This is a genomic window from Halomonas sp. ND22Bw (assembly GCF_003011945.1).
GTDB lineage: Bacteria > Pseudomonadota > Gammaproteobacteria > Pseudomonadales > Halomonadaceae > Halomonas > Halomonas halophila.
Genome location: NZ_PXWD01000766.1, coordinates 1 through 275 on the forward strand (window position 1 = coordinate 1; position 275 = coordinate 275).

General features: G+C 73.1%; 1 protein-coding gene. It reads right to left on the bottom strand.

Translation table 11 applies throughout. The features are described from left to right. The coding region (locus tag CVH10_RS20185) for an alkaline phosphatase D family protein (protein ID WP_181244576.1) at positions 1-275 on the bottom strand (275 nt) is incomplete at both ends.

Consider the following 275-nt stretch of genomic DNA (forward strand, 5'->3'; position numbering starts at 1 on the left):
GCCGCCGGGTCGAAGACGGTGGAGCAGTCGTCCAGAATTCGGCCGCCCAGATGGTCGGCGGCGGGGCAGGGGCCGGCCGTCCGGTGCTGGCGCGTGTCCAGCACATGGACGGTGGCCAGGTCGCCAAAGCCGAAACGCCGGTACAGACGCACGCCGCCGTCGCGCCGCAGGGCGCTGGGCCGCAACGGCATATGTTCGAAATAGGCCTGATAGGCCGCCGCCCTTCGGCGCAGGAAGGCGGCCGGATCGGCGGTGACGCCGGCGGTGTCGCCGCC